25 protein-coding genes are annotated in these 26,535 nt (G+C 72.3%); 14 read left to right on the plus strand and 11 right to left on the minus strand.

The features are described 5' to 3' along the window. Positions 1–70: 70 nt before the first annotated feature. The gene (locus tag ACO03V_RS12225; RefSeq protein ID WP_423137773.1) at positions 71–2,347 is read left to right on the plus strand and encodes a M13 family metallopeptidase; all 2,277 of its coding nucleotides are present in this window, start codon (positions 71–73) and stop codon (positions 2,345–2,347) included. A 47-nt stretch (positions 2,348–2,394) separates the two neighbouring features. Then, positions 2,395–3,357, plus strand: coding sequence for a serine hydrolase (locus tag ACO03V_RS12230; protein ID WP_423137774.1), 963 nt, complete (start codon positions 2,395–2,397; stop codon positions 3,355–3,357). Between the two features lie 4 nt (positions 3,358–3,361). Here ACO03V_RS12230 and ACO03V_RS12235 read toward each other — a convergent pair whose 3' ends face one another. Further along, positions 3,362–4,693 carry an MFS transporter gene (locus tag ACO03V_RS12235; RefSeq protein ID WP_423137775.1) on the minus strand — a complete coding sequence of 444 codons (1,332 nt, stop codon included), beginning with the start codon at positions 4,691–4,693 and terminating at the stop codon, positions 3,362–3,364. After that, on the minus strand, positions 4,690–5,214 hold the full coding sequence (locus ACO03V_RS12240; protein WP_367728371.1) for a helix-turn-helix domain-containing protein: 525 nt from the start codon (positions 5,212–5,214) through the stop codon (positions 4,690–4,692). The genes ACO03V_RS12235 and ACO03V_RS12240 overlap by 4 nt, the downstream gene beginning before the upstream one ends. A 155-nt stretch (positions 5,215–5,369) precedes the next feature. On the opposite strand from ACO03V_RS12240, the gene ACO03V_RS12245 reads away from it, so the two are divergent. After that, positions 5,370–5,645 (plus strand): hypothetical protein, encoded by a 276-nt coding sequence (locus tag ACO03V_RS12245; protein WP_367728375.1) that lies wholly within the window; start codon positions 5,370–5,372, stop codon positions 5,643–5,645. A 14-nt stretch (positions 5,646–5,659) separates the two neighbouring features. Beyond that, positions 5,660–6,547, plus strand: coding sequence for an FHA domain-containing protein (locus ACO03V_RS12250; RefSeq protein ID WP_423137776.1), 888 nt, complete (start codon positions 5,660–5,662; stop codon positions 6,545–6,547). Positions 6,548–6,598: 51 nt separating this feature from the next. On the opposite strand, the gene purU is transcribed toward ACO03V_RS12250, so the two are convergent. Continuing rightward, complete coding sequence (purU, locus tag ACO03V_RS12255; protein ID WP_367728379.1) at positions 6,599–7,486, minus strand: formyltetrahydrofolate deformylase; 888 nt, start codon at positions 7,484–7,486, stop codon at positions 6,599–6,601. A gap of 216 nt (positions 7,487–7,702) precedes the next feature. Here purU and ACO03V_RS12260 point away from each other — a divergent pair, with 216 nt between their 5' ends. Then, a complete protein-coding gene (locus ACO03V_RS12260) occupies positions 7,703–9,025 on the plus strand; it encodes an MFS transporter (RefSeq protein WP_367728380.1) in 1,323 nt (440 codons plus the stop codon). Positions 9,026–9,086: 61 nt separating this feature from the next. Beyond that, complete coding sequence (locus ACO03V_RS12265; protein ID WP_367728382.1) at positions 9,087–9,488, plus strand: arsenate reductase ArsC; 402 nt, start codon at positions 9,087–9,089, stop codon at positions 9,486–9,488. Positions 9,489–9,500: 12 nt separating this feature from the next. Here the strand turns inward: ACO03V_RS12265 and ACO03V_RS12270 are convergent, their stop codons facing one another. Then, entirely contained in the window at positions 9,501–10,646 is a 1,146-nt protein-coding gene (locus ACO03V_RS12270; protein WP_423137777.1) for a response regulator transcription factor, read from the minus strand. Between ACO03V_RS12270 and ACO03V_RS12275 the strand changes: the two genes are divergently transcribed. Both ACO03V_RS12275 and ACO03V_RS12280 read left to right on the plus strand, forming a co-directional pair. After that, complete coding sequence (locus tag ACO03V_RS12275) at positions 10,633–10,755, plus strand: hypothetical protein (protein WP_423137778.1); 123 nt, start codon at positions 10,633–10,635, stop codon at positions 10,753–10,755. The two genes, ACO03V_RS12270 and ACO03V_RS12275, sit on opposite strands and share 14 nt — an antisense overlap. A 700-nt stretch (positions 10,756–11,455) precedes the next feature. Next, a complete protein-coding gene (locus ACO03V_RS12280; RefSeq protein ID WP_423137779.1) occupies positions 11,456–13,120 on the plus strand; it encodes a sigma-70 family RNA polymerase sigma factor in 1,665 nt (554 codons plus the stop codon). Between the two features lie 8 nt (positions 13,121–13,128). Here the strand turns inward: ACO03V_RS12280 and ACO03V_RS12285 are convergent, their stop codons facing one another. From ACO03V_RS12285 to ACO03V_RS12310, 6 genes are all read right to left on the minus strand, one after another. After that, a complete protein-coding gene (locus tag ACO03V_RS12285; RefSeq protein ID WP_423137780.1) occupies positions 13,129–13,704 on the minus strand; it encodes a hypothetical protein in 576 nt (191 codons plus the stop codon). Between the two features lie 101 nt (positions 13,705–13,805). After that, entirely contained in the window at positions 13,806–14,012 is a 207-nt protein-coding gene (locus ACO03V_RS12290; RefSeq protein ID WP_423137781.1) for a multidrug transporter, read from the minus strand. A gap of 7 nt (positions 14,013–14,019) precedes the next feature. After that, positions 14,020–14,829 (minus strand): SDR family oxidoreductase, encoded by an 810-nt coding sequence (locus tag ACO03V_RS12295; RefSeq protein ID WP_423137782.1) that lies wholly within the window; start codon positions 14,827–14,829, stop codon positions 14,020–14,022. A 167-nt stretch (positions 14,830–14,996) separates the two neighbouring features. Continuing rightward, entirely contained in the window at positions 14,997–16,673 is a 1,677-nt protein-coding gene (locus tag ACO03V_RS12300; protein WP_423137783.1) for a tripartite tricarboxylate transporter permease, read from the minus strand. A 12-nt stretch (positions 16,674–16,685) separates the two neighbouring features. Further along, on the minus strand, positions 16,686–17,240 hold the full coding sequence (locus ACO03V_RS12305) for a tripartite tricarboxylate transporter TctB family protein (RefSeq protein ID WP_367728393.1): 555 nt from the start codon (positions 17,238–17,240) through the stop codon (positions 16,686–16,688). Beyond that, positions 17,237–18,256, minus strand: a complete 1,020-nt coding sequence (locus ACO03V_RS12310; protein WP_367728395.1) for a Bug family tripartite tricarboxylate transporter substrate binding protein — start codon at positions 18,254–18,256, stop codon at positions 17,237–17,239. Before ACO03V_RS12310 ends, ACO03V_RS12305 begins: the two co-directional genes overlap by 4 nt. A gap of 167 nt (positions 18,257–18,423) precedes the next feature. Between ACO03V_RS12310 and ACO03V_RS12315 the strand changes: the two genes are divergently transcribed. The 6 genes from ACO03V_RS12315 to ACO03V_RS12340 all read left to right on the plus strand — a co-directional run bounded on the left by ACO03V_RS12315 (position 18,424) and on the right by ACO03V_RS12340 (position 25,349). Beyond that, on the plus strand, positions 18,424–19,995 hold the full coding sequence (locus ACO03V_RS12315) for an ATP-binding protein (RefSeq protein WP_367728397.1): 1,572 nt from the start codon (positions 18,424–18,426) through the stop codon (positions 19,993–19,995). Next, positions 19,992–20,687, plus strand: a complete 696-nt coding sequence (locus tag ACO03V_RS12320) for a response regulator (RefSeq protein WP_423137784.1) — start codon at positions 19,992–19,994, stop codon at positions 20,685–20,687. Before ACO03V_RS12315 ends, ACO03V_RS12320 begins: the two co-directional genes overlap by 4 nt. Positions 20,688–20,798: 111 nt before the next feature. Then, positions 20,799–21,332 carry a hypothetical protein gene (locus ACO03V_RS12325; RefSeq protein ID WP_423137785.1) on the plus strand — a complete coding sequence of 178 codons (534 nt, stop codon included), beginning with the start codon at positions 20,799–20,801 and terminating at the stop codon, positions 21,330–21,332. A gap of 125 nt (positions 21,333–21,457) precedes the next feature. Next, a complete protein-coding gene (locus tag ACO03V_RS12330; RefSeq protein ID WP_423137786.1) occupies positions 21,458–22,846 on the plus strand; it encodes a glycine--tRNA ligase in 1,389 nt (462 codons plus the stop codon). A gap of 287 nt (positions 22,847–23,133) precedes the next feature. Continuing rightward, positions 23,134–24,315 carry an ATP-binding protein gene (locus tag ACO03V_RS12335; RefSeq protein WP_423137787.1) on the plus strand — a complete coding sequence of 394 codons (1,182 nt, stop codon included), beginning with the start codon at positions 23,134–23,136 and terminating at the stop codon, positions 24,313–24,315. A 2-nt stretch (positions 24,316–24,317) separates the two neighbouring features. Continuing rightward, positions 24,318–25,349 (plus strand): tetratricopeptide repeat protein, encoded by a 1,032-nt coding sequence (locus ACO03V_RS12340; RefSeq protein ID WP_423137788.1) that lies wholly within the window; start codon positions 24,318–24,320, stop codon positions 25,347–25,349. A 52-nt stretch (positions 25,350–25,401) separates the two neighbouring features. Here ACO03V_RS12340 and ACO03V_RS12345 read toward each other — a convergent pair whose 3' ends face one another. After that, positions 25,402–26,388, minus strand: a complete 987-nt coding sequence (locus ACO03V_RS12345; RefSeq protein ID WP_423137789.1) for a LacI family DNA-binding transcriptional regulator — start codon at positions 26,386–26,388, stop codon at positions 25,402–25,404. Positions 26,389–26,535 lie beyond the last annotated feature (147 nt).

Here is a 26,535-nt window from a genome sequence, read left to right on the forward strand (position 1 = left end):
GACGGGATGCCGATGGCGCGGCGTGTCCACCCCCGCGCCCGCACCGATGCGGGGCACATATTCTGTCTCCATGACCGAGACCCCCCGCTCCGGACTTGCCCTCGACGAGCTGAGTGACGAGATCCGCCCGCAGGACGATCTGTTCCGCCACGTGAACGGACGTTGGCTGGAGCGCACCGAGATCCCCGACGACAAGGCCCGCTGGGGCTCCTTCCACCTCATCGCGGAGCAGGCCGAGAAGCACGTCCGCGCGATCGTCGAGGAGTCGCAGGATGCCGAGGCGGGCAGCGAGGCCCGCAAGATCGGCGACCTCTTCGCGAGCTTCATGGACACCGACCGCATCGAGGAGCTCGGCCGCACGCCGCTCGCCGCGCAGCTGGACCGGGTCGACGAGGTCGGGGACGTGGCATCCCTCCTCCGCCTCATCGGCGAGCTGGAACGCGACGGGATCAGCGGCCTGGTCACGCTCTTCGTGGAGCCCGATCCGGGCGACCCGACCCGCTACGTGCCGGTGCTCTACCAGGGCGGGCTGTCGATGCCCGACGAGAGCTACTACCGCCTCGACAACTTCGAGGAGACCCGCGCCGCCTACCGGTCGCACATCGAGCGCATCCTCGATCTGGCCGGGGTCGCCGAGCCCGCCGAGGCTGCCGCGCGCATCTTCGCGCTGGAGTCCGAGCTCGCCGGCCACCACTGGTCGCGCGAGGACAGCCGCGACGCGGTCAAGACGTACAACCTCAAGACCTGGGACGAGACGGTCGCCCTCGCCGGCGTCGACCTCGAGCCCTGGCGTGCGGGGGTCGCCCCCGGCTACGACGACGTCTTCGCCGAGGCCGTCGTCTACCAGCCGAGCTTCGTCGAGTCGCTCGGCACCCTCCTGCGCGAGGACCGCCTCGAGGACTGGAAGGCGTGGCTGCGGTTCAAGATCGTGCACGCCTCCGCGGCCTTCCTGTCGGAGCCGTTCGTCGCCGAGAACTTCGCGTTCTACGGCACGCAGCTGACCGGTGTCCCCGTCAACCGGGAGCGCTGGAAGCGCGGCGTCAGCCTCGTCGAGGCCGCCCTCGGCGAGGCCGTCGGCAAGGTCTACGTCGAGCGGCACTTCCCGCCGACGGCCAAGGAGGAGATGGACGTCCTCGTCGACAACCTCATCGAGGCCTACCGCCGGTCGATCTCCTCCCTCGAGTGGATGACCCCCGAGACCCGCGAGCGCGCGCTCGCCAAGCTCGACGCATTCACCCCGAAGATCGGCTACCCCGTGCGGTGGAAGGACTACTCGGACCTCGAGATCGACGCCGCGGACCTCGTCGGCAACGTGCGCCGGGCGCACGTGTGGGACCACGACCGCCAGCTCGCCAAGGTGGGCCGGCCGATCGACCGCGATGAGTGGTACATGACCCCGCAGACGGTCAACGCCTACTACAACCCGCTGATGAACGAGATCGTCTTCCCCGCCGCGATCCTCCAGTACCCCTTCTTCGACGCCGACCGCGACGCCGCCGCCAACTACGGCGGGATCGGCGCGGTCATCGGTCACGAGATCGGTCACGGCTTCGACGACCAGGGCAGCCGCTTCGACGGCGACGGGTCCCTGCGCGACTGGTGGACGGATGCCGACCGCGCCGCGTTCGAGGAGCGGACCAAGGCCCTCATCGCCCAGTACGACGCCCTCGTCCCGCAGGGCCTCGGCGAGGAGCACCACGTCAACGGCGCCCTCACGATCGGTGAGAACATCGGCGACCTCGGCGGGCTGGGCATCGCCATCGCGGCGTACCGTCTGTCGCTGGAGTCGACTCCGGATGCCGCCCCGGCGGGGTCCCTGTCGACCGCAGACGACGACGAGGCCGGGTCCGACGCCGCGACCGGCGAGACCGCCGCGGACGCCGCGGACGACGTTGCCGCCGCGGCCGCCGCGGACGAGGGCGCCGCCGCCGAGACCGTCTCCGACGGCGACGCGGCCCCGGATGCCGCGGCCGCCGCGGAGGGCACCCTCGACGCCTCGGACGACGACGCCGCGCCCGCACGCACCGACGACGGCTCGGAGGGGGCGGCATCCCTCCCCGACGCCCCCGCGGGGGACGCCGCGATCGTCCACGGTCCGACGGCGGACGGCCCGGTGGTCGACGGCTACACGGGCATTCAGCGGCTGCTGCTGAGCTGGGCGCAGGTGTGGCAGCAGAAGGGCCGGGAGGCCGAGACGATCCGGCTGCTCACGATCGACCCGCACTCGCCGAACGAGTTCCGGTGCAATCAGATCGTGCGTAATATCGAGGCGTTCTACGAAGCGTTCGACGTCACCGAGGGCGACGCCCTGTGGCTCGACGAGGACCAACGCGTCACCATCTGGTGAGACCCCGTTTGTCGCCCTCCTGATGCGAAGGAGTCACACTCGTGGGCATGCCCCCGCTCCCCGAACCCGCCGCGCCCGACCCTGCCGGCGCCCCGGCGGAGTCGTCGAGGCGGGACGCGCCCTCGTTACGGGGTGCGGGGCGCAAGGGGCATAAGCGGCTGCCCCGCCGTGCGGCGGCGGGGCGACGGTCGTTCACCTCGACGCTGCGCGCCCTGGACGAGCTCGCCACGTCGGGCGCACGCGTGTCGGTGCGCATCGACGAGCTCGACGGCGGTTCGGTGGTGCTCGCCGGCGACGACCACGTGACGTTGCCGGTGGGTGGCCTCGGCGTCGTGGCGCTGCTCATCGAGACGGCCGCGGCGATCGAGTCGGGACGCCTGGACGCGCTCGAGATCGTCGATCGCGCGCAGCTGCCCGGCGTGGCCGTCGCGGGCGTCTGGCAGCACCTCAAGGCGCCGGCGCTGCCGTTGTCGGACCTCGCGGTCCTGGCGGCGGCCACCGGAGACGCGCTGGCCGCGAACGCGCTGCTCCACCGGGTGGGTCTGCAAAGCGTCCGCGCGCGCGTCGAGCAGCTGGGCCTGCGGCGTACGGCGCTGCTCGACCGGTTCCGCGACGACCGCGGCCCGGACGACGCCCCGCACCTGGCCCTGTCCACGGCCGGAGAGATGGCGCAGCTGTTCGCCGGCCTCGTCAACTCGTCGCTCGTCTCGCCGGGGGTGAGCGCGCAGGTCGCGGAATGGCTCAGCCTCAACAGCGACCTGTCGCTCGTGGCGTCCGCGACCGGTCTCGACCCGTTCGCGCACGAGAACGACCAGCACGGGCTGCTCTTCGTCAACAAGACGGGACGGGCAGGCGGGGTGCGCGCCGAGGCCGGGGTCCTCGGCGGTCCGCGGGCCGGGGTCGCCTACGCGCTCATCGTCAACTTCGACGACCTCTCCATCGCCCACCGCCTGCGGGCGCACGACGCCTTCCGCGTGCTGGGCGTCGAGCTGATGGAGTACGTGTTCTGACCCGTTAGGCGGTCGCGCGGATCCGCCACACGCTGCGGGAGCTCGACGCGGCGGCGGTGGCGATGACGATCACCGCCGCGCACCCGAGCAGCACCGGCACGGTGCCGAGGCCGTGCGCGAGCGGGCCGACAAGGATCTCCCCGAGCGGGACCGCGACGAAGGACCCGACCATGTCGTACGAGTAGACCCGCGACAGCGCGGCACGGGGGACATGCGCCTGCAGCGACTGGTCCCACGCGATGGCGAACAGCTCGATGGCCAGACCGCCGAGGGCGAACGCCGCGACGAGCGCGGGGAGCGTCGGCGTCAGGGCGAGCGCCACCACCGGGATGGCTGCGGCCGCCATGGCGGCGACGCCGATCCCGAGCGCCCGGCGCGGGCGCCAGCGCAGGGCGAGGAGTGCGCCGGCGCCGAACCCGACCGTCTGCGCCGCCACGACCAGCCCCCACCCGGCGCGGCCGAAGCTCTCGTCGGCGACGAGCGGTCCGAGCACCGTCACCGCGCCCGTGAAGGCGGCGTTGAGCACGGCGAACTGCAGCACGACGATCCAGATCCAGCGGCGGCCGGAGAACTCCCGCCAGCCTTCCCGCAGGTCGGTCAACACCGATGTCGGCGTCGCGGGACCGCTCTCCGCGGGAACGGCGCCGGCGGGATCGGCGCCGGCGGGATCGGCGCCGGCGGCCCGCGGACCGGCCGCCGTGCCCACCGCGCCCTCCCCGGCGGCCGCCGCGCCCTCCCCGGCGGCCGCCGCGTCGGGAAGTCGGAGACGCGAGAACAGGACGGCGGCGACGGCGAAGGCCGCGGCATCCACCGCCAAGCCCCACCCGGGCCCCACGACCGCGATGAGACCCGCGCCGGCGGAGGCGCCCACGATGCTGCCCGCGTTCAGGCCGAGTCGCAGCCAGGCGTTGGCGGGGCGCAGCAGGTCGTCCGGGACGGTGTCGGGCACGAGGGCGGCGGCCGCGGGGAGGCTCACGGCCGCGACCGCGCCGTTCAGGACGCCGAGGGCGACCAGGGCGGGGATGCCGGCGGTCCCGGTGAGGACCAGCGCGGCGATCGTTCCCTGGGTCGCCGCGGCCGCGATCGACGTCCCGACGAGCACCACGTTGCGGGGCAGACGGTCCGCGATCACGCCGCCGAAGAGCAGCATGGCGACGTTCGCGAGCGACCGCGCGGCGACGACCAGTCCGAGGTCGGCCGCGGAGCCGGTGAGGTCGAGCACGGCGAAGGCCAGCGCGATGGGTGCCACCGCGTTGCCGACGATGGCGACCGTGCGCGCGGCGAGGAGCCAGCGGAACGGGGCGAAGGAGAGCGGTCCCTCCGTGCGGGCGCTCATCGAGGGGTCCGGAGGGGGAACAGGGCCGCGGTCATCGACACGGGGCGGGTGCCGGGCGACCGGGGCGGCTGCGCGGCGGCGTGGAGCAGCGCCGAGGCCTCGCCGACGTGCTGCACGACGCGCCGCCAGACGGCGGGGTCGAGCCACAGCTCGGCGTCGGTGGACAGGGCGGGTCCGTCGGTCCGGAGCCCGGCGCGGCGGCGCAGCTCGGCGACGAGCGCCTCGACGTACTCCGCCTCGTCCTCGGGCGAACGGGTCCGGGCGGCAGCGTCGACGTCGTACCGGCGGGAGGACGCCTCGTGGCGGTACCGCTTGGCCTCCCCTCCGCGCAGGCGCACGATCTCGACCACGCGGACGAGGCCCACCCGTTCGAGCACCCGCAGGTGGTAGCTCGCCGAAGCCTGCGAGACGCCCAGCTCGCGTCCGGCCTCGGCGGCGCTCAGGGCGGCGCCGGTCAGCAGCGACAGCAGGCGCAGGCGGAGCGGATGCGCGGTGGCGCGCAGCTCGTCGAGGGAGGTCACCCGGACATGCTGCCCGGCTCGCGCGTCACCGTCAAATGTCTCTTTGGGGGTCGACGGAATGGTCCCGCACCCCCGCGTCCGGCGCAATCCCTCATTCCGCGTCGGGACGCGCTGCCACCCTGGTGCCCTCGAAACGAAAAGAAGGGACGCGAGCCATGTCCGACTCCTCCACCACCACCGATCCGTTCGCTGACGCCTCGGGCCCCGAGGGCCACTCGATCACCGACTGGACCGACCTCGGCCGCGAGATGTGGTCGTACTTGACGGGTCGCGGCGCGGCCGTCAACTACTCCTTCGTCGACATGACCGTCGAGGTCCCGCGCGACATCGGCCCCGACGCGCCCCGCGCCACCTGGAAGCTGAACGGCACCCTGCGCGTCACCACGAGCGACGACACGGCGCCCGGCTCCGACCCGCACCGCGGCAGCTGAGACGCGGCGCCGTCATGGTGCGCCTCGACATCGATCTCTCCTTCTCCGAGCAGGAGGAGGGGAGGGATGCCGCCGACCCGCCGTTCGAAGGGACGATCACGGCCGAGGGGAGCGAGATCCGGATTACCGTCAGCGACCCCTCGCGCCTGCCGGGGAACGGACGGCGGACGCTGTCCGAGCTGACGACCGTGGCCGACGCGCTCGCGGCGCGGGGCATCTCGGTCCGGCTGGAGGGGCCCGACGGGCCGATCCTGCAGATGGGGAGCGTCAAGCGCAACGCGCTGCAGCGCATCGTCACCGGGTCGCCGCACATCCGCCTGGGCTCCGTCGCGGCGCTCGCGCCGCTGCTCGTGCGTCGCGGCAATCGCGCCACGGCGTTCCCGGTGCCGCCGGAGACCCCGCTCCCGCTCGTGCCGACGGTCAACCGGGTCGTCCGCCGCCGTGTCACGACGACCCACTACACGCCCGGATCGGGACGGCCGCGCCTCATCTTCGCCATCGGGTCGTCCACCTGGGACGGCAAGGCGCCGCGCGAGTTCGACCTGCTGCCCGAGCGGACCGTCATCGGATCGGGGGAGGAGGCGGACCTGCGTCTGCCCGGCCTCGCGCCGGTGCACGCGGAGATCCGGCACGAGGGCGACGACGAGTACGTCCTCTACGCCTTCGAGTCCACCGGCGGCGGCGGCGGCGCGCGCGACCAGGGCGGCCGGGGCGGCGGGCGCATCCTCCGCACGGGTGCGCGTATAGAGATGGGCGACTGGCGACTGGCGTACTTCCGTGCCGAGTTCGCCGACCACGGGCGGCCGTACGGCGGACGCGTCGGCGGCGAGCTGGCGCGTCAGCGCAAGCAGGCCCCGCGCGGGGGAAGCGGACCGCTCAGCCGCGCGTCCGATCCCGACTGAGGTCCGCCCCGGCTCGGGCGCGTCTCGCGACCCGGGCCGGGACGACCCGGGTCAGTCGGAGAAGACGATCGTGTGGTTGCCGTGGCGGATCACGCGGTCCTCCGCGTGCCAGAGCACGGCACGGGAGAGGACCTGACGCTCGACGTCGGCGCCGCGGCGCGCGAGGTCGGCGGAGGAGTCCGCGTGCGTGACGCGCACGGTGTCCTGCTCGATGATCGGGCCCTCGTCCAGGTCGCCGGTGACGTAGTGCGAGGTCGCGCCGATGAGCTTGACGCCGCGCTCCTTCGCCTTCTTGTAGGGCTCCGCGCCGATGAAGGCGGGCAGGAAGGAGTGGTGGATGTTGATCACCGGCACCCCGATCTTCTCGAGGAACTCCGGCGAGAGGATCTGCATGTACCGCGCGAGGACGACGAAGTCCACGTTGCCCACCAGGAGCTCGAGGATCCGCGCCTCGGAGGCCGACTTGTCCGGTCCGGGCGTGGACGGGACGTGGAAGAACGGCACGCCGAACGACCGGACGTCCTCGGCCGACGTGGTGTGGTTCGACACGACCATCGGCACGCTGACGGGAAGGTCGCCGCGGCGGTGACGCCAGAGCAGGTCGAGCAGGCAGTGGTCCTGCTTCGAGGCCAGGATCGCCATGCGCTTGGGTGTGGCGAGGTCCGTGAGCTTCCACTCCAGCTCGAAGCCGCCGCCGAGGGTCGCCGCGAGGTCCGCCTCGATGTCGGGCAACGAGGCCGCGAGGTCCGGCTTGTGGAACACCACGCGCTGGAAGTACGCCCCACCGCGCGGGTCGTCGGAGTACTGGTCGAACGCGACGATGTTGCCGCCCTGACGTGCGATGAGCGCGGACACCGCGGCGATGATTCCGGGGGTGTCGCTGCCGTGCACGATGAGGCAGGCGTGGTCGGGCTGCAGGTGGGGGCTCACGGAGGCCATCGGACCATTCTGCCGTGCGCGCGACCGGTCGCCGACCACGTCCCGCGTCGTGTCGGGGCTCGGGATGCCACCCCTCCCGGCTCCGTCCGGGCGGCGCGGCCGCCGGTCCGTGCCGGCGTCCGCTGCGCGCAGCGGCCGCCCCCACCGCGCCGGGTCGCCGATAGCCTGGAGGGGCGCCTCGCTCGAGGCATCCCTCCCCTCGTCCTCAGGAGAAGCGTGACCGGCACCCTGCGCCTCGACCGGCCGGGGTGGCGCACCTGGACCCTGTGGATCGTCGGCGTGCTGGCGTACGTCGTCTCGATCGTGAACCGCACGTCGCTGTCGGCGGTGGGCGTGGACGCCGCGGTGCGCTTCGGCGCGGACGCCTCGGCATTGTCGATGTTCGCCGTGATCCAGCTGTTCGTCTACGGCGCGATGCAGATCCCGGTGGGGCTGCTGCTCGACCGGTTCGGCGCCCGCCCGATGATCGCCATCGGGATGGTCCTGATGGCCCTCGGGCAGCTCGTGATGGCCTTCGCGGACGCCGTGGGCATCGGCATCCTGGCCCGTGTCCTCATCGGCGCCGGCGACGCGATGATCTTCCCCAGCGTCCTGCGCGTGATCGCGACGTGGTTCCCCGCGCAGCGGGCCCCGATCCTCGTGCAGCTCACCGGCATCATCGGCCAGCTCGGCCAGATCGTGGCGGTCGTTCCCCTGGCGGCGCTCCTGCACGCGACGACGTGGAGCGTGACCTTCGGCAGCGTCGCGGGGCTCGGGGTGCTCTTCGCCGTCCTGACCTTCGCGATCATCCGCAACCGTCCACCCGAGCGGCGCGACGACCCGGTCGACACGTCCGTCGACACCCAGACCGGTGCCATCCGCGTCGTCACCTCCTCCGCGGACCTGCGCCGGGGATTCCGCGAGACGTGGGCGCACCCCGGGACGCGCCTCGGCTTCTGGTCGCACTTCACCACGCCCTTCGCGGGGACGGCGTTCATGCTGCTGTGGGGGTTCCCGTTCCTCACGGCCGGCGAGGGCTTGGCCCCCGCGACCGCGTCTCTCGTGATGACCACCCTCGTCCTCTTCGGCATCGTCTGCGGGCCGGTCATCGGCGCCCTGTCCAGCCGGCATCCGCAGCGCCGCTCCCGGTGGCTCGTCCTCCCCACGGTGGTCTTCCAGGCCCTCGCCTGGATCGCGGTCGCGGCGTGGCCGGGTCAGGCGCCGGTGTGGCTCCTCATCGTGCTCATGTTCGCGCTGTCGACCGGTGGCCCGGCCTCGATGATCGCGTTCGACCACGCGCGCACCTTCACGCCCAGTCATCGCCTCAGCACGGCGACGGGCATCGTGAACGGCGGCGGCTTCCTGGCCGCGCTCCTGGCAATCCTCTTCATCGGCGTCGCGATGGACGTGCAGGGCGCCGGCACGCCGGAAACCTACTCGCTGGACGCGTTCCGCATCGCCTTCCTCACGCAGGTCCCGCTCTGGGTCGTCGGGGCGGTCGGCATCGTGGTCGAGCGCGGCCGGACGATCCGCCACGTCGGCGGCGTCCTGCCCCGGTGACGACGGCCAGCAGCCGTTCACCTGCGTCGCCTAGCGTTCGAGGGATCCCGAAGGAGAACCGATGACCCGCCCCACCGTGCTTTTCGTGTGCGTCCACAACGCCGGCCGTTCCCAGATGGCCGCCGGCTACCTGCAGCACCTCGCGGGCGACCGCATCGACGTCCTCTCCGCGGGGTCGGCGCCCAAGGACACGATCAACCCGATGGCCATCGCCGCCATGGCCGAGGAGGGCATCGACATCTCGGCCAACCAGCCGAAGATCCTCACCGTCGACGCGGTGAAGACCTCCGACGCCGTCATCACCATGGGATGCGGCGACGCGTGCCCCATCTTCCCGGGCAAGCGCTACGAGGACTGGGAGCTGGACGACCCGGCCGGACAGGACCTCGCGGCGGTCCGCGCCATCCGCGACGACATCCGCGTCCGCGTCGAGTCGCTGATCGACAGCCTCACCGCGCGCTGACACCGGCGCCGGTCACTCCTTGCCCAGCCACAGCGCCTCGTCGCGGGAGTGCGCGCCGAGCTTGCGGTAGAGCGCCCGCACGTGCGTCTTGGCGGTGTTGATCGAGACGTGCAGGGCGGATGCCACCTCCGACAGGGTCGCGTGGGTCTCCAGCGCGTCCAGCATCTCCCGCTCCCGCCGCGTGAGCTTGATGCGCGGGAGGTACTCCCACGGCCGGGGCACCTCGGCGGCACTCGTGCCGACGAGCGGCAGGAGCTCCTCGCGCAGCTCGGGCGTCGCCTGCGCGAGGGCGCTGAAGGCGCGGTGGTGCGCCACGGACGACGCGGCCAGCCGCAGGGTGTTCTCGGAGAGGGCTCCGGATGCCGCCAGCTCGGCGGACGCGAAGACCACCGCGCCCGAGGGCAGATGCCGGGTGGGGATGTGCTCGCGCCGGGCGGACTCGCCCGCGAGCATGACGTTGAGGGCCTGCTCGGGACGCCCCCGCAGCAGCGCCTGCCGGGCGAGCGAGGTGACGACGCCGCTGTGCCGGCGCAGCAGGCCCGGGGTGAGCATCGTGCGCTCGGCGGCGCGGAGGTCGCCGACCGCCTGGTACAGGCTCGCGAGGTCCGCGCGGAGCGTCGCACCCGAGAGGGATCCGGGGCTGTGGCGCTCCGCGCTCGCGACGATCTCGGAGGTGATGCTGTGGATCGCGTCCCAGGCCTCCCCGGCGAAGATCGCGGAGGTGGCGCCGGCGTGCAGCGCGACCCACCCAAACTCGCTCGCGCGGATCCCGTCGTCCACCAGGTCGAGGAGGCGGTTGGCCTCGTCGGTGTCGAGATCGGACAGGGCGAGCAGGACGCGGGCGAGCAGGCCGGGGGCCTCGAGACGGCGGGCCACCGTGTCGGTCGGGCTCCGCGTGAAGGGTCCCTCGATCAGGGCCGCGGCGTCCGCGTAGCGCTCCTCGAGCGCATGGACGAGGGCGAGGTGCTCGCGCGCGTACCGGGCGTAGGGGTGCCCGCCGCCCGTGGGCGCCCAGCGGAGGGCCTCTGCGTAGCAGGCGGTGGATGCCTCGATGTCGCCGGCCAGCAGCTTCGCGGTGCCGCAGCGCACGTACGTCGCGGGCAGCACGTCGCTGTACTCGCTGCTGACCGTCTGAGCCGACCGGATGAGCTCGAGCATCACGTCGGCAAATACCGGACGCCTGCTCGTACCAGCCGTGGGCGATGGAGTCGCGGATGCGGGCCGCCTCGACGCCGAGGAGGTCGCGGAGCTCGGGGTGGTCCTGTGACTCGACCCATGCGAGGAAACGTCGCTGCGCCGCCTGCTGGACGAGGCCGTCGGCGTCTCGGGCCGACCGGGCGAGAGCGCGGGACATGCCGTGCCGGGGGTGTTCGGCGAACCACTCCTCGGGCAGGGCGTCCAGAGCTCGGTCGACGAGGGCGGGATCCAGCAGCAGGAGGCGGAGGAAATGCGCGTCGAAGATGTCGTTCACCTCGTCCCACGCGCGGCGGGAGAGGGCGTCTTCAAGGGACGAGACGGAGTGCATCGAATACCTCCCTGCGAGCCGAAAAGGTGATGTTCCTCGTCCGTTTCAGTGAAGTCCGGTGCCTGGAATCCACAGCTTCGCCGCACGAAACTCACCCGAAAAATCACCCTCGCCTTGATTGTGACCCATGAAGGGAGCGTTCGGGCGTTAGCGCTCACACGCGCGAGCGGGTGATGTGGGTGATGAAAAACGCTGGGTTCGGTGGCGCAGAGGGCGGATCGTGTGGCGGGATGGACGGGTGATCAGTCAGACCACGAACAGCTCCCGTCCGCGGAACCCCTTCGCGGTGGCCGGACGGTGAGGATCCGACGCGCAGGACAACGGGTATGACCCGCGCGACGGAGAACGAGGAGACCGGGGGGCCTCCTCGGTGCGACCGGTGGCGGTATGCCCCCGCCGGTCGCACCCCACCCGGCCGGTGCGTCCACAGGTGCGCGTGCCGATGAGGGTGCGCGGCGCCGTCCCGTCCGACCGGGAGCTGCTCGAGCGCGTGCGAGCGGGCGATCGTTCCGCGTACGCGCACCTGTGGTCACGTCACGCCGAGGCCGTGAGAGCCGCGGCATCCCTCTTCACGTCCTTCGACGCGGACGACGTCACCGGCGAGACGTTCTCGCGCACCCTGGCGGCGATCGACCGCGGCAACGGCCCGAGGGGGGCCTTCCGCCCGTACGCCCTCGCCGCCGCGCGCAACATCGCCGTCGAGTGGAGCCGCCGGCCGTCCGAGGCGTCTCTCGACACCCGCTTCGAGCCCCGGGACGACAGCTCCGCCGACTTCGCCTCCGCCCTCGCGGACGACCGTTCGCTGGCCTCGCAGGCCTTCCGGTCCCTCCCCGGCCGGTGGCAGGAGGTGCTCTGGTACAGCGAGATCGAGCGGATGCGTCCGGCCGAGATCGGGCCGCTGCTCGGCATGAAGCCGAACGCGGTCGCGGCCCTCGCCCTGCGCGCGCGGGAGGGACTGCGTCAGGGGTGGATCCAGGCGCACCTCCGGTCGGCGGATCTCGCGGCGGAGCACCGGTGGGTCGTGGAACGCGCGGGCCGGTACTGGCGCGGGGCTCTGGCCTCGTCGTCCCGGCGCCTCGTCGAGGACCACCTCGACGTGTGCGAGGACTGCCGGAGGGCCTTCGCGGAGGCGGAACGCGAGACGCGGCGCATCGCGGTCGTGCTGCTCGCCCTCGTCCTGGGGTCGGCGGCCCCCGGCTACGCGGCCTGGACCGCCTACCGCGCCGCCCTCACCACGGGAGCCGTGGCGGCGCCGCGCGGGCGGGACAGAGGACGGATGCCGTCGGTCCGTGCCGCCGTCGGGGGAGCCGCGCTGGCGACGGTCCTCGGCGGAACCGTCGTGTTCGCGGCGGTCATGACGTCGACGGTCGACACGGCGGCACCGGACGTCCGAGATCAGGTGGTCGCCCTCCCGACCTCCCCGCCCGTGGACGCGACGACCCCCGCGGCTCCGACGGCGCCCCCGACGGCCGACGAGGTGCGCACGCCGGATCCCGCAGACGGGCTCGTGCCGGATGCCGGGGAGGCGCCAGGAGCACCGCCGGCGGATCCAGGAGGGTCGGATGCCGTGGCGCCGTCGGCCGGTGACATCCGCGAGGAGCGTCGGGAGCAGGGGGCGGGCGCCGTTCCCGCCTCCGAGCCCTCCCGATCCGGGACGGAAGCCGCGGATCGATCGCCGTCCGAGCCGCCCTCCCCGGTCCCGGATGCCGGGCCGTCGCCGGCGCCCGCCCCTCCGCCGTCGCCCGTGCCGACCGCATCGGTGACGCCCTCCCCGTCTCCGACGCCGCCGCCGTCGCCCGTGCCGACACGAACCCCGTCTCCGACGTCCACGCCGTCCCCGACACCGACCCCGTCTCCAACGCCCACGCCGGCTCCGGCTCCGGCGCCCACGCCGGCTCCGTCGCCGTCTCCGACGCCCGCCCCGGCACCGGCTCCGTCGCCATCTCCGACGCCCTCGCCGGTGCCGGCTCCGTCGCCACCGACGTCCTCGCCCACCCCGTCGCCGGCGCCGCTCCTGCCGGTGTGCCGTCTCACCGACCCGTTCCTCTGGCAGCCCGGCACGCCCGTGATCGTCTGCACGCCGGCGGCAGGGTCACCGGCGGGCTGATCCTCGGGTCACCGGCCGGACCGTCGAGCGTCCAGATACGCGCTCACGAGGAGATCGAGCCGGGACTCTGTCGGTGCCGGTCGGGAGCGCGCGGGCGTGCGGAGGTGCTCGTCGATGCGCACGAGTCGGCAGTGGCGACCGTCGGGCCGACGGTCCGTCGCACCGAGGGTCGAGATGACCACCGACAGGCGCACGCTCTCGACCACGACGAGACCGACCTCCGGTGCCCCGGTGAGCGTCCGGCGGACGGCGAGGAGGTGGCGATGGATGCCGGGGTAGTGGGCGGCGACGAGGTCGACGTCCGAGGCGGTCGGGTCGACGGACCCGATGGCTGCCCGGCGCGCTGCCCTCCGCGCGTTCGCCGCGTCGGCGCGCAGCGGCAGCAGCTGGCGCCGCAGCGGCGGGAGCACGCTCCGCCACTGCCGCCCGCGGTCCGTCCGCTCGAACGGCAGAAGCCCGCCGAGCAGATCCGCCGGGATGGTGCGGCCCGCCACGCGCAGGATGTGCGGCGCCGACAGGCGCACGAAGCCGTCGACGCGATCAGCGGGCAGCGGCTCGAACCCGGACGGCTCTCCGTTGGACATGGCATCCCCTTCCGCCCCGTTCACGGAGAACGGTGGCCTCAAGGGGAAGACGAGCGAGACCGGCGATCATGACGCCGGGTCCCGGAATTCGCCCGGTTCTCCTACTCGGTGACGGGGACGTCCTTCTCGGCGGCGGGGTCGCCGGGCCCGGGACCGGGACGAACGGCGGCGTCGTCGCGCACGTCGATCCGCGTCACGCCGTCGTGCTCGGTGACGTCGAAGCGCGGTGCCGCGTCCTCCTCGGTCGCCTTCGGGGCGCTCGTGAGCTGGTCGTGCCGGTTCTCTTCGAAGCTCTTCTCGTCGCTCATCTCGACCTCACTCTCCGGCCGAACGCCAGGCGTCCGACTCCATGTGCGAGCCCGCCTGCGGGCCCATGTGCAGCATTCCGCCGTCGACGACCCAGCTCGCGCCCGTCACGTACGAACCGGCGGGGGAGGCGAGGAAGGCGATGACGTCGGCGATCTCGTCCGGCTTGCCGGGACGGCCCAGCGGGATGCCGGGACGGTGCACCTTGTCGGCGTCATCGGCATCCATGTCGTTGATCGGCGTGGCGATCTCGCCCGGGGCGACCGCGTTCGCCGTGATGGCGTGGGAGCCGAGCTCGAGGGCCATCGTCTTGATGAGACCGCCGAGGCCGTGCTTCGCGGCGACGTACGCCGCAGACCCGACGCGGGGCTGGTGCTCGTGGACGCTCGAGACCGCGATGAGACGGCCACCGCGTCCGGCGGCGACCATGCGCTTCGCCGCGGTGTGCAGGGCGAGGAAGGCGCCGTCGAGGTTGAGGGCGATGTCGGTGCGCCAGGCGTCGAGGTCGAGGTCGAGGAACGGGCCGCCCGCGCCGCCGCCGGCGTTGTTGACGAAGACGTCGAGCCCGCCCAGCTCCTCGGCCATCGCGTCGATCGCGCCGGGCACGCTGTCGAAGTCGGTCGCGTCGAACTGGGCGACGATCGCGCGGGAGCCGCGGGCCCGGACCGCGGCGGCCGTCTCCTCGGCCCCGTCCTTGTCGCTGTGGTACGTGACGGCGACGTCGAGACCGGCGTCGGCGAGGGCGAGAGCCGTGGCCGCGCCGATGCCCGAGTCGGAGCCGGTGACGATGGCGTGCCGGGGAGTGAAGTCGTCGCTCATGCGTGCGACGGTACGCGGACGCCGGGATGCCGCCGTCGGCCTTGTCACCGCGCCGACCGCGCGTTATACGCCCGCCCTTCTCGTCGTCGTCCTCAACGCCGTGACATGCCGCAGATGTACGCGGGGAGCAGTCCCCGGCGTACATCTGCGACAAGTCACGGCAGGGGTCAGTCCTTTCGGGGAGGGCGGCCGGGGTCGGAGGACGCCGCCCGCTCGGCCGCCTCGGCGGCCAGCTCGGCGCGGATCGTGTCCGTGCGCACGTCGGTCGGACGCTCGCCCGGCTCCCACAGGCGGTCGACCGCCGCCTGCGGGTGGCCCTCGTCGGCCGCGAGGGAGGCCTCCAGGGCGCGTTCGTAGCTGTTCTGGCGGCGCTTGAGCCACAGGCCCAGGACCAGCAGGACCGCCAGGACGATGTACGCGGTCGCGGCGAACGGGTGGAGCACCAGGTCGAGCAGGTTCCCCTGGCTGAGCTGGAGCGCCTTTCGGAGCTGCTGCTCTCCCATCGGCCCCAGGATGAGGCCGACGATGAGAGGGGCGATCGGGAAGCCGAAGCGGCGCAGGAAGTACCCGAGCGCCCCGACGACGAGGAGGATGGCGATGTCGAGCGTCGAGAAGCTGACCGCGTACGCCCCCAGGACCGCGAAGGTCAGGATGCCGGCGTAGAGGTACGGCCGCGGGATCTGCAGCAGCTTGACCCAGATTCCCGCGAGCGGCAGGTTCAGCACCAGCAGCAGGACGTTGCCGATGTAGAGGCTCGCGATGAGGGCCCAGACGAGGTCGCCCTGGTTCTGGAACAGCTGCGGACCGGGCTGGATGCCGTACGACTGGAACGCCGTGATGATGATCGCCGCGGTCGCGGTGGTCGGCAGGCCCAGCGTGAGCAGCGGCACGAGCACACCGGCTGCGGCGGCGTTGTTGGCCGCCTCGGGGCCGGCGACGCCCTCGATCGCCCCGCGTCCGAACTGGCTCTTGTTCTTCGACAGGCTCTTCTCGCTCGCATACGACAGGAACGTCGCGACGTCGGCGCCGCCGGCGGGGATGGTGCCGACGGGGAAGCCGATGAACGTCCCGCGCAGCCACGGCTTCCACGAGCGCTTCCACTCCTCGCGCGTCATCCAGTTCCGCCACCCGCGGGTCACCGGGATGACGGGGATCGGCCCGTGCCGCAGGCGCGCGGCGACGTAGAACGCCTCACCGACGGCGAACAGGCCGACGGCGACGAGGACGACGCTGATGCCGTCCGACAGGGCGAGCACGCCCAGGGTGTAGCGGGCCTGACCGGTCGTGACCTCGGTGCCGATGAGGCCGATGAGCAGGCCGATGCCGAGCGAGGCCAGGCCGCGCGCCGGGGAGGACCCGAGCAGGGCGCCCACCGTGATGAAGGCGACCACGATCAACGCCACGAAGTCGGCCGGCGATAGGTTGACCGCGAACCGGGCGATGAGCGGGGCGAACAGGGTGAGCAGGGCCGTCGCGATGGTCCCGGCCACGAACGAGCCGATGGCCGCGGTCGCGAGCGCAGCCGCGCCGCGTCCGAGCTTCGCCATCTTGTTGCCCTCGATGGCGGTGATGACGGATGCCGACTCGCCCGGGGTGTTCAGCAGGATGCTGGTGGTCGAACCGCCGTACATGCCGCCGTAGTAGATGCCGGCGAAGGTGATGATCGCCGCCGTCGGCGAGAGCGAGTAGGTGAGAGGGAGCAGGAGGGCGACGGTCATCGCCGGTCCGATGCCCGGCAGCACGCCCACCGCGGTGCCCACGAGCACGCCGAGGAAGGCGAAGAGGAGGTATTCGGGCTGCATCGCCGTGGCGAAGCCCCCCATCAGGGAGGAGAAAGCGTCCATGGTCTCTTCCGATCAGCCGAACAGGGGTCCGGGGCCGTACCACCAGTCGAAGGCCATGCCGCGGGGGAGCGACAGACCCAGACCCTCGCCGAACAGCAGCTGGGTCAGGATGCCGAGTGCGAGCCCGACGAGGAAGGCCACCCAGGGGCGCTTCGCCCCAAGGGTCCAGGCGACGCCGCCGAACAGCAGGGCGGCGACCACCCACCATCCGAGGATCTCCAGGAGCACGATGACCGCGACCACGAGGCCGACGAGCTTGAGGATCGTCCACCAGTCGGTCTTGGCATTCGGATCGATGTCCTCGCCCGCGTCCGCGGCGGCGATCTTTCCGCGCAGGGCCGCGACGACGAGCGAGACACCGGATGCCAGCAGGATGGCCGACACGAGGAAGGGGAACACCTGCGGGCCGATGACCTGGCCGGCAGGGGTGCGGATCGTCAGGGCCCCGACGAAGGCGAAGACGCCGAGCGCGACGATGAACGCCGCGAAGACGAGGTTGCCGGTGCGGTCGGCGCCCCAGCCGGACCGCGGCGACGCCGCGGCCCGGTCGGTCGTGGGGCTCGTCATGAGATCAGCCCGATGTTCTGCAGCGTCCCCGAGACCTCGGTGATGTTCTCGTCGAGGAAGGAGGTGAACTCGTCGCCGGTGAGGAAGGCGTCCGTCCAGCCGTTCGTCTCGAGGGCGTCCTGCCAGCCTTCGGTCTCGCGCATGCGGGTCACGAGGTCGATCAGGCCGGCCGCGTCGGCCTCGCTGATGTCCCCGGGAGCGAGGAGCCCACGCCAGTTGGTGTAGGTGATGTCGAAGCCCTCGTCGATCATCGTGGGCACCTCCGGCAGGAGCTGCGCGGCCTCGTCGCTGGACACCGCGAGCGCGCGGAGGTCGCCCGACTCGACGTACTCGGCGAACTCGCCGACGCCGGAGATGCCCGCCGCGGCGTTGTTGCCGAGGAGCAGCGACACGGCCTCGCCGCCGCCGGCGTTGGGGATGTAGTTGAGCTTCTCGGTGATCCCGGCCCCGTCCAGGCCGGCCTCTTCCAAGAGGAGCCCGGCGAGGATGTGGTCGGCGCCGCCCGCGGAGCCGCCCGTGATGGTGACGGCCTGGCCGTCCGCGACGACCGCGTCGACGAGGTCCTGAAGCGTCTCGTACTCGCTGCTCGCCGGCACCACCACGACGAGGGGCTCCTCGGTCAGGCGAGCGATCGGGGTGGTGTCCTCGATGCGGTTCTCGGCGGCGTTGGTCTCCACGGCGCCGACCATGACGAGACCCGTCACCATGAGGGTGAAGGGGTCGCGCTCGTTCGCGAGGCTGGCGAGACCCACCGTGCCGCCGGCGCCGCCGATGTTGCTGACCGCCGCCGTGCCCACCATGTCGCCGTCGGTGAGGACGGTCGAGACGGCGCGGCCGGTCTGGTCCCAGCCGCCGCCCGGGTCGGCGGGCACGATGATGTTGACGGCGTCGACGGCGGCGGCCTCGTCCGACGCGGCATCCCCGCCGCCGCCCATGGCCGCACCCTGGGGGTTGCAGCCGGCGAGGGACAGGGCGGCCACACCGGCCAGGGCGATGACAGCGAAACGCGTACGCATGGGACTCTCCTTCGAGTTCCGCCGGAGCATCGTCGCCCGGCGTGCAGATGCTCAGACGTTAGGGACCCGGCCCCGGCCTGTCGCGGTTGCGCAACTAACAGGCAGTTCGGTAACTATTGGTCCCGGCCGGCCCGGGGAAATGCGCCCGACCGGGGGAGAATGGGCCCGTGCCCCGAGCGATGTCGCTGAGATGGCAGCTGTTGCTGCTGCAAGCCGCCATCGTCTGCGTCGTCATCGTGATCGCCGGGGTCGTGGCCGTGACGTTGCAGGAGCGGTCCATCCGGGACTCCTACCGCGACCGCATGGTCGGCGTCGCCTTCTCCATCAGCCGCCTGCCCACGATCGCCGAGGCGTTCGACACCGATGAGCCCAGCGAGGTGATCCAGCCGCTCGCGGAGGTGCTGCGCGAGGCGTCCGAGCTGACCTACGTCGTGGTCACCGACGCCGACGGCATCCGGTACTCCCACCCCAATCCGGATCGCATCGGCGAGGCCGTCTCGACCGACCCGTCAGCGCCGCTGTCGGGCGAGGTCTGGTCGGGGACGGAGACGGGGACGCTGGGGGAGTCGTACCGCGTGAAGGTGCCGCTGTACGTCGGCGCGGGGGACGAGGGCCGCATCATCGGGTCGGTGTCCGTGGGGGTGCTCGAGTCGGAGCTCGCCGCGCAGGTGCAGTCGCGGCTCCCGTGGCTGCTGCTCGCGCTCGGCGGCTCCGCCGTCGTCGGCGTCTTCGGGGCGGCCGCCGTCACCTCTCTCATCCGTCGACGGATCCTGGGACTCGAGCCCGAGCAGATCGCCGAGCTCGTCGCCGAGCGCGAGACGATGCTGCACCGACTGAGCGAGGGCGTCCTCCGCATCGATCGCGACGGCGTGATCGCCAGCGCCAACGACGCCGCCGTCCAGCTGCTCGGTGCCGGCCCGCTCGTCGGAGAGCGTGCGGGCGACGTGCTGGAGGGCCCGATCCTCGACGTGCTCACCCGCGGCGAGCGCGAGGGGCGCCTGGTCCTGGCCGGGGAGCGGCCGCTCATCGCGCGGGCCACCGGTCTGCACGACGACGACGGCCGACCCGTCGGCGGCACGCTGCTGCTGCGCGACCACACGGAGTTGCACAACGCCGTCCGCGAGACCGACGGCCAGCAGTCGCTCACCGAGGGGCTGCGGGCGCAGGCGCACGAGTTCGCCAACTCGATGCACGTCGTCTCGGGGCTGCTGGAGTTCGGGGCATGGGACGATGCGCGGGAGTTCATCGCGCGCATGCAGCCCGGCGGCGCGCTCGACCTGGGTCCGGCCGCCGACCGCCTGGGGACGGAGCTGTCCGCGCTGCTGTCGGCGAAGTCGGCGCGGGCCCGGGAGCTCGGCATCCGGATGACGGTGGAGGCGACCGGCGTCGTGCCGGGCGCATACACCGGCGACATGGTGACCCTGCTGGGCAATCTCGTCGACAACGCCTTCGACGCGTGCGGAGCGGAGGACGCGCTCGCCGTCACCGTCCACGCCGGGCCCACGGCGATCGAGGTGGTCGTGGAGGACAGCGGCCCCGGCGTCGATCCGGCCCTCGCGGCGCACGTGTTCGAGGCGGGCGTGAGCACGAAGGATCCGCGCGCTCGCACCCGCGGCGTCGGTCTCGCGCTCGTCCGCCGGATCAGCCGGCGCCACGGGGGGTCGGTCGCGTTGGACCGCTCGTCCCTCGGCGGCGCGCGGTTCACCGTGCGGCTGCCGGTGCGGGAGACGGTCTCGTGAGCGCCGCGACCCTTCGCGTCCTCGTCGTCGACGACGCTCCGGCCGTCGCGCGACTGCACGGCATGTTCGTCAGCGCCCATCCCGACTGCGAGCTCGTCGGCACCGCGGCGTCGGGACCGGACGCGCTCGCCGCGATCCGGTCGCTGTCGCCGGACCTCGTCCTGCTGGACGTGCACCTGCCCGGCTTCTCCGGCATCGACGCGCTGCGCGCGGTGCGCGCCGAGGTGGCCCTCACCCAGCCGGAGGTGGTCGCGGTCACCGCGGCGCGCGACATGGACACCGTCCGCAGTGCCCGGATGATGGGAGTCCGGCACTACCTGGTGAAGCCGTTCACGGCGCAGGAGCTGCACGACCGGATCACCGACGTCATCGCGGAGCGGTCGACCGCAGCGCCCGGCGCCCGGCTCGACCAGTCGGACATCGACGCCGTCATGCGTCCCACGGCCCGGCGGAGCCTTCCGAAGGGGCTCACCCGCGAGACGCTCGACACGGTGCGCGGCGCGCTCATCCGTCTGGGTGGCGGGACGGCGGGTGAGGTGGCCGCCCACCTCGGCCTGTCGCGGGTGAGCTGTCGCCGTTACCTCGAGCACCTCGCGGAGGAGGGGGCGGCGCAACGGACCATGGACTACGCCACGGCGGGGCGCCCCAGCACTCGTTACCTGCTCGCGGGAGCAGCGCGCGGGTCGGGCTGAGGGCGCCCGGCCTCTCGACGGGCGACGCGTCAGACGACAGCGGGGGAAGCGCCTGATGAACTCCTGCGCCACCCCCAGCTTTTCGCAATCTGGCCTCGGTACCCTTCGCTCGTGTCACTCGCCCGTCCCGCGTCATCGACGGATGCCGCCCCGCTCTCGACCGCGCGTGCGCGCGGGGTCCGAGCCCTCGGCATCCTGTCGCTCGCCGTCCTCGCGCTGACCGCGTGCTCGGGGGCGCCCCGGCCCGGCCCGTCGGCCACCGTCCTGCCGCCGGGTGTCGATGCGGTGCTCGTGCAGTACCCCGACGACGTCGCCGCCGGCACCGCGCATGTGCGTCTGGTCAACCGCGCCGACAAGGTCCTCGAGATCGGTCGCATGCTCATCACCGACGACCGGGTCGCCGGCTACGGCCGTCGTCCGGCCGGGGGCGACATCGAGGTCGAGCCGGGCGCGACGAGCGACATCCCGGTCGTCTTCCCCAAGATGAACTGCACGGATGCCACCGCGGTGGCCGACACGATGCTGTTGCTGCCCTACACGCTCGGCGCGTCGTCGGGGGTGTCCGCAGCCGAGCTCGCGGACCCGAACGGCATCCTCGGCACCCTGTTCTCGGCGGCCTGCGTGACGGAGGCCGCCGCGCGCTGAGCGACGGATGCCGCAGAGGCCGCCGGGCGGCACAGGCGCGACGCCGGACGGCGCAGCGCGGCTCGGTAAACTGGAGCTCCCGCGTTCGCGGCATCCCTTCGCCTCTTCCGACCATTGGAGCCACCGTGGCCGAACAGTCCCGCCTCGACAAGGTCATCTCCCTCGCCCGCCATCGCGGCTTCGTCTTCCAGGCCGGTGAGATCTACGGCGGTTCGCGGTCGGCCTGGGACTACGGCCCCCTCGGCACGGAGCTGAAGGAGAACATCCGCCGGCAGTGGTGGCAGACCTTCGTCCGCGGGCGCGGCGACATGGTCGGCCTGGACTCGAGCATCATCCTCCCCAAGCGCGTCTGGGAGGCGTCCGGCCACGTCGCGACGTTCACCGACCCGCTCGTGGAGTGCCTCAGCTGCCACAAGCGCTTCCGCGCGGACAACCTCATCGAGGACTTCGAGGCGCGCAAGGGCCGCAAGGCCGAGAACGGGCTCGCCGACGTGCCGTGCCCCAACTGCGGCACGAAGGGCCAGTACACGGAGCCGAAGTCCTTCTCGGGCCTGGTCAAGACCTATCTCGGCGTCGTCGACGACGAGTCGGGCCTGTACTTCCTCCGCCCCGAGACCGCGCAGGGCATCTTCGTCAACTTTTCGAACGTGCTCACGGCATCCCGTCGCAAGCCCCCGTTCGGCGTCGGCCAGGTGGGCAAGGCGTTCCGCAACGAGATCACGCCCGGAAACTTCATCTTCCGCACGCGCGAGTTCGAGCAGATGGAGATCGAGTACTTCACCCCGCCCGCCGAGGCGAACGAGTGGTTCGAGCACTGGGTGGAGGCGTGCTGGGACTGGTTCGTCGACCTGGGCATCGATCCCGAGAACATGAAGCGCTTTGACGTCCCCGAGGACGACCGCGCCCACTACTCGGCCGGCACGATCGACGTGGAGTACCGCTTCGGCTTCCCGGGCCGGGAGTGGGGCGAGCTGATGGGCGTGGCCAACCGCACCGACTACGACCTGAAGAGCCACTCGGATGCCTCGGGCACGAGCCTGACGTTCTTCGACCAGGCCTCGGGCGAGAAGTACACGCCGTACGTGATCGAGCCGTCCTTCGGCCTCACGCGCGCCATGATGGCCTTCCTCGTGGACGCCTACCGCGAGGAGGAGGTGCCGAACGCCAAGGGCGGCACCGACACCCGCACCGTCCTCAAGCTCGACCCGCGTCTGGCCCCCGTCAAGGCGGCCGTGCTGCCCCTGTCGCGCAACGAGCGTCTGTCGCCGCTGGCGCGCGAGGTCGCCGACACGCTGCGCAGCGCGGGCTGGAACGTCGACTTCGACGACGCCGGCGCCATCGGCCGCCGCTACCGCCGCCAGGACGAGATCGGCACCCCGTTCTGCGTCACGATCGATTTCGACTCGCTCGACGACAACGCGGTGACGGTCCGCGACCGCGACACGATGGGCCAGGAGCGTATCCCGCTCGATGCTCTGCACGCCTACCTGGCGGAGCGTCTGCGCGGCGCCTGACGTCTCCGACGGGTGAGAACGGATGCCGCGGCCTCGGGGTCGCGGCATCCGTTCCGCTTTCTGCTGGTCGAAGGGGGGGGGTCGTCCGCCGGCGACTCGGGTGACCAAGCGACGGGTGAAATCCGGCCCTTTGCTCCCCGTGGTGACGACAGCGCTTCGTAGCATGGCCCGATCGCACACGACAGGCGGACGATGGTCGGAGAGAAGGCCTTCGCGGTCGCCGCGGAGGGAGATCTCGACATGGCGCCACCGACGGAGCGACAGCGTGCGCAGAGGTGCGTCGGACGATGACGGGGTCGGCAGACTTCGTCGAGATCATCAAGGCGGCGGTCGCGGCGGACCCCGAGAACGTGGGTTTGCGCATCGATCTGGTCGAGCTCCTGTTGCAGCAGGACCTGAACGAGGCGCAGCGGCAGATCGAACACCTGTCGTCGCTCAGGGCCAACAGCGCGACCCTCGACGTTCTGGGCGCTCGTCTGGCGGCGGCGCGTCTGCGATCGCAGCGGCCGTCGGATGCCGCTGCCACTCCTGCGGCGTCACCGGAGACGCCACGTCTCCGCATCACGGCCGACGACGTCGAGCGGCCCGTCTGGGACGTCGAGCATCCCGCGGTCACCCTCGCGGACGTCGCCGGACTCGAGGACGTGAAACGGCACTTGGAGGGGGCGTTCCTGCTCCCCATGCGCAACCCTCAGATGGCTCGGATGTTCGGCAAGGCGCCCCGCGGCAGCCTGTTGGTCTACGGTCCCCCGGGATGCGGCAAGACGTTCATTGCTCGGGCGATCGCGGGGGAGCTCCAGGCGGGCTTCGTCCACGCCACACTCGCGGACATCGTCAGACCGCACTTCGGCGAGACCGAGCAGTCGATCCACTCGCTCTTCGAGGCGGCGCGCGCGGCCCGGCCCTGCGTCGTGTTCATCGACGAGTTCGACGCCATCGGCGGACGTCGCACGTCGGGCAGTTCGTCTGCGCAGTCGTACCGGATGCTCGCCAGTCAGCTGCTGGAGGAGTTCGACGGCGTCGAAGCCGACAATGACGGGATCTACATCCTCGCGGCGACGAACAGGCCATGGGATGTGGACCCGGCCCTGAGGCGCCCGGGGCGGATCGACCGCACCGTCCTCGTGCTCCCTCCGGATGAGCCCGCTCGTCTCGCGATCGTGCAGAACGCCCTGCGAGACAAACCGGCGGCGGCCGTCGACGCTCGTGAGCTGGCGCGGCGGACCGCGGAGTTCTCCGGGGCGGATATCGCCTACGTCGTCGATCAGGCGATCGAGAGCGCGTTCACGGAGTCCGTCGCGAGCGGGGTTCCTCGCATGATCGGCACCGCCGATCTGGAACGTGCCGCCGCGAACACCGTCCCGTCGACACGGGAGTGGTTCGAGCAGATCAAGCCCGTCCTCGACTACGGCGTCGATGATGGGACGTTCGCGCAGCTGCGTTCGTACATCAAGGCGCATCGCATCTGATCGTGAACGAGACCGAGACGATCCAGCGAGCCGTGCTGTACCTGGAGGCGAATCGCCCCCGCGAAGCCCGCACTCAGCTGAGACCGATCCTCATCGAACACCCCACCCACGCTCGCGCGCATCTCCTCATGGCTCTGGCGGACCGGCGCCTCGCAGACGCCGCATCGGCAGAGTCGCACGCCCGTGCCGCGATGGCGGACCCGGACGCGCGGGCGGTCGCTCGAGGCGTCCTGGCCGAGATCATCGCGGAGGATGAGGCCCGCCTGGTCGAGGCGAAGGACCTGGCGGCAGCCGCCGTCGAGGAACAGCCGGAGGATGCGAACTCTCTGAGGATCCTGGCGCGACTCGAGGCGCGCGTCGGCGATGTCGATACCGCCTGGGCCCACGCCGAGGCGGCCGTGCGGCTCGCTCCGGACACGTCCTCACGCGCCTCCGCGTTGATCGATCTCGCGCGTATCTCGCTGGCGAGCCGGAGACGTCGTGGACGAACGCTCGCCATCATGGAGGAGGCCGCGCGCCTCGCGCCCACCGACGCAGACGTCATGTCGATGCTGGCCTATGCACAGCTGCGCGCCAGGCGCCGGAGTGACGCGATCAGGACATCGCTCACGATTCTGCGGTCCGCACCCACCGAGAGGCTTCCGGCGTTCGTCGCACGCACCGCGGTGCACGTCATCGGCAGCCGCCTGTCGGACACGTTGCTGGCGGTCGCCGTCCTCTCGCTCGTGATCGCCGGCGCGTTCTCCTCACCCGGCTCACCCGTGGGGGCTCGCGTCGGAGGCGCTCTCGGGGTCACCGCCGTCGTGACGGTCGTCCTCCTCACGTCGCGCTCTCTGCTGCGAGCCATCGACGGCCGCCGCCTGTGGAGGATCGTGCGGACACAGCCCGCGGGGTTGTTGGCGATACTCGACGTCGGCGCGGCGCTCGTCGTCTCGCTGAGTCAGCTCGTCGGGGGTGTCTTCTTGCAGCCGCTGTCGTTCCTCGTCTACGTGCTCATCGCGTCGGCGTACGGGAGGACCCGCCCCCGACCGTGACCACGCGGTCTCGCACGGCGCTCGGTGGCCGGCGCCGTCGCGAACCCGGGCGTCAGCGCCGGGGCTGGGTGCTCGCGCGGACGATCAGCCTCGGCTCGGTGGTCTCGACGTTGGCCTCGGGGGCGTCGTCGTCCCACAGGGAGGCGAGCAGCGACAGGCAGGCCGCGCCGAGCTCCCGCGGCTCGAGGTCGAACGAGGTGACGGCGGGGCTCAGCAGCGCGTGCATGGGCTCGTCGACGTAGGCGGCGAGGAGGAGGTCGGCGCCTACGGTGCGACCGGCACGTGTCGCCGCGGCGAGGGCCGGCGCGGCGGAGCCGCTCGGGACGACCACGAGCGCGTCGAGGGGGGCGGCATCCATCAGGTCCGTGACGGCGGCGTCGACCTCGTCGGCCGTCGGGACGAACGGGATGACGCGCGTCTCCACGCGGGGCTCGTGCGCGTCGACGACGGCGGTGACGGCGTCGCTCCACGCCGTGCCCGGGGGCGGCAGCACCGCACCGATGCGCGTGGCGCCCTGCTCCCCGAGGTGGGACAGGAGTCGCCGGGTGGCGGAAGCATGATCGGCGACGACGCTCGCGCTCACCTCGTCACCGCCCCCGACCACGTGCTCGCCGCTGACGACGGGACGACCGGCGTCCAGGATGCCGCGGACTCCCGGGTCCTCCGTGGTGGCGTCCACGACGATGAAGCCGTCGACGAACGCGGTGGGCGGTGCGGCGTCGTCGTCGCGGTGGGGCAGGAGGATCACCGACAGGCCGCGGCGGTCGGCGGCATCCACGACCCCGAAGGCGAACTCGGTGTAGTACGGCAGGCGGGTCGCCCCGGACGGGAGGTGCAGGCCGACCGCCCCGTACCGGGCGGTACGGAGGCTGCGTGCGGGGGCGTTCACGACGTAGCCCAGCTCGCGGGCGACGGCGAGGACCCGCTCGCGGGTCTCGGCGGACACCCCGGCCTTGTCCCGCAGGGCGAAGGAGGCCGCGGCGATCGACACGCCCGCCGCGGCGGCCACGTCGTGCAGCGTCTTCTTGCGGGCAGCCATCGCGCTCGACGTTACCGGAGCGGGCGGCGGTCGCCTCTTGCGCACGAGCTCACTTAAACGTTTAATGTGTCTGAAACAGAACGGGCGGGAGAACGGAAACACCGGGTCCCTAGCCTCGGCTCCACCGGCCGCGATCGACGACGACCC

Origin of the sequence: Microbacterium sp. HMH0099, from assembly GCF_049384025.1 — a bacterium.
Taxonomy (GTDB): domain Bacteria; phylum Actinomycetota; class Actinomycetes; order Actinomycetales; family Microbacteriaceae; genus Microbacterium.